The sequence below is a fragment of the Bradyrhizobium sp. STM 3843 genome (genome assembly GCF_000239815.1).
Taxonomy (GTDB): domain Bacteria; phylum Pseudomonadota; class Alphaproteobacteria; order Rhizobiales; family Xanthobacteraceae; genus Bradyrhizobium.
In genome coordinates this window covers 1-2,230 of the sequence record NZ_CAFK01000273.1, presented here as the reverse complement: position 1 = coordinate 2,230, position 2,230 = coordinate 1, and the positions used below count along the sequence as shown (strand labels likewise).

The following is a 2,230-nucleotide window of genomic DNA, read 5'->3' as shown; positions in this document are numbered from 1 at the left end:
CCTCTGCGGAGAGAGACCCCTCACCCGGCAGCCTGCGGACGATGCTTCGCATCGCCGGGCGGCTGCCAACCTCTCCCACAGGGGGAGAGGGTCATAGCTGTCGCGTGGCAATCGCTACGCGAACATCAAACCAATCGTAGGATGGGTTGAGCGCAGCGATACCCATCACACATCACGCAAATGTCGGTGGTTTCGCATTCGCTCAACCCACCCTACCGATCTTCCAACACCAACTACACCACCGTAAAGAACGGCAGCGGCGCGCCGTCGGTCGGCTTGAACACCACCCTCACCTTCTGGCCGATCTTCAAACTGTCGAGATCGCAGTCGACGAAATTGGTCTGCAACGACGGGCCCTCGTTCAAGGTGACATAGCCGATCGCGTAAGGGCCGGTCGGCGACTTCCGCATGATCGAGAAGGTGTAGATCACAGCCTCGCCCGCGCTCTGCTCCCACACGGTCTGGTTGGAGAAGCAGAACGGGCAGATCGAGCGCGGATAGTAATGCGCCTTGCCGCAGGCCGTGCAGCGTTTGATCATGAACTTGCCCTCAGCGGCCGCATCCCAGAACGGCTTGGTCTCGGGATTGGTGATGGGCGCCGGATATTTCTTCGCTTCAGTCATCACACGCGCTCCAGAATGCAGGTCGAGGCGGCGTGGCGAACGCCGAGCAGTCCGCCGGTGCCATGGGCGATCGCGAGATCGCAATTCGGCACCTGCACCTTCGGATGAGCTTCGCCGCGGAGCTGGCGCACGGCCTCGATCACCTTGGTCATGCCGCCGCGGTTGACCGGATGGTTGCTGCAGAGGCCACCGCCGTCGGTGTTGAACGGCAGCTTGCCGACGCCCGAAATCAGGTTGCCGTCGGCGACGAATTTGCCACCCTCACCCTTCTTGCAGAAGCCGAGATCCTCAAGCTGCATCAAGACAGTGATCGTGAAGCTGTCGTAGATCGAGGCATATTTGATGTCCGCAGGCGTCACGCCCGCTTCCTCGAATGCGCGCGGACCGGACCACACGCCTGCAGAATAAGTGAGGTCGAGATCCTTGCCGCCGCGCGGACCCTTCATCGCCTCACCATGGCCGATCAGGCGCACCGGCGGCTTCTTCAGGCTCTTTGCGATCTCCGGCGTCGTGACAATCAACGCGCCGCCGCCGTCAGTGACGACGCAGCAATCCATCCGATGCAGCGGATCGGAGATCATCGGCGAGTTCAAGACGTCCTCGACCGTGACGACCTCTTTGAGCATCGCATGCGGATTGTATTGCGCGTGATGGGAGGCGGCGACCTTGATCCAAGCAAGCTGCTCGCTCGTGGTGCCGTAGTCGTGCATGTGCCGCATGGCACACATGCCGTAGGCATTGTGCGTGGTGGCCCCGTAAGCCGCCTCGAAATCGGCCTCGGCGCCTGCGGCGCGCGGCGGCATCGGGCCGGTGCGCGGCTTGCCCGCGAGCGTGATCAGCGCGACTGAGCACTTGCCCGCCGCGATCGCCTCGGCGGCATGGCCGACATGGATCAGATAGGAGCAGCCGCCGGTCTCGGTGGAATCGATGTGGCGCACCTTCAAGCCGAGATAGTCGACCATCGGCCAGGCGCCGCCGGGCGCATCCCCCGCGCAGAAATAGCCGTCCACGTCCTGGACGCTGAGCCCGGCATCTTCGATTGCGCCCTTGGCGACTTCGGCATGCAGTTGCGCGGTGGATTTGTCCGGTGCATGCCGGGTCGGATGCTCATAGATCCCGGAGATGTAGGCCTTGCCCTTGATGGTCAACTCGTTCTCCGCTTGGCGTTTCGTCCCTGTGTTGAGGAGATTTTGTGGACCGCCGGATGAGGCTTGGCAAGCGGCGAAAATATTCCGCAGGATGGAGATGGCTGCCAAACACTCAGCCGTCGTCCCCGCGAACGCGGGGACCCATACTCACAGGCGGCCATTGTTACGCTCGATCGTCGACCAGCTCGCGCACCCACTTCTCCCTGTGGTTATGGGTCCCCGCGTTCGCGGGGACGACACCAGTGATGTTGCGCGATTGTGCTGAATGATCGAACTACGCATGACATCCCATTCCCGCGGCAGATGCTGCCCGAGTTGTGCTGATGCCACTCACCCTCGAAAGGACGGAGGGCGCAGGGAATGCCGGGTGAAGGCCTCACCCATGGCCCGCCTGCGAAAAAAATGCAGGCGGCAGGTACCACAGGTGCAGCCGATCAGCCGGCATTCCCTGCGCGACGG

Annotated in this window: 2 protein-coding genes; both read right to left on the bottom strand. The window is 62.6% G+C overall.

Annotated elements, in window-relative coordinates; translation table 11 throughout:
* Window positions 1-233: 233 nt before the first annotated feature.
* Window positions 234-623 carry an OB-fold domain-containing protein gene (locus BRAS3843_RS27720; RefSeq protein WP_008972441.1) on the bottom strand — a complete coding sequence of 130 codons (390 nt, stop codon included), beginning with the start codon at window positions 621-623 and terminating at the stop codon, window positions 234-236.
* Window positions 623-1,771, bottom strand: coding sequence for a thiolase domain-containing protein (locus tag BRAS3843_RS27715; RefSeq protein WP_008972440.1), 1,149 nt, complete (start codon window positions 1,769-1,771; stop codon window positions 623-625). The genes BRAS3843_RS27720 and BRAS3843_RS27715 overlap by 1 nt, the downstream gene beginning before the upstream one ends.
* Window positions 1,772-2,230 lie beyond the last annotated feature (459 nt).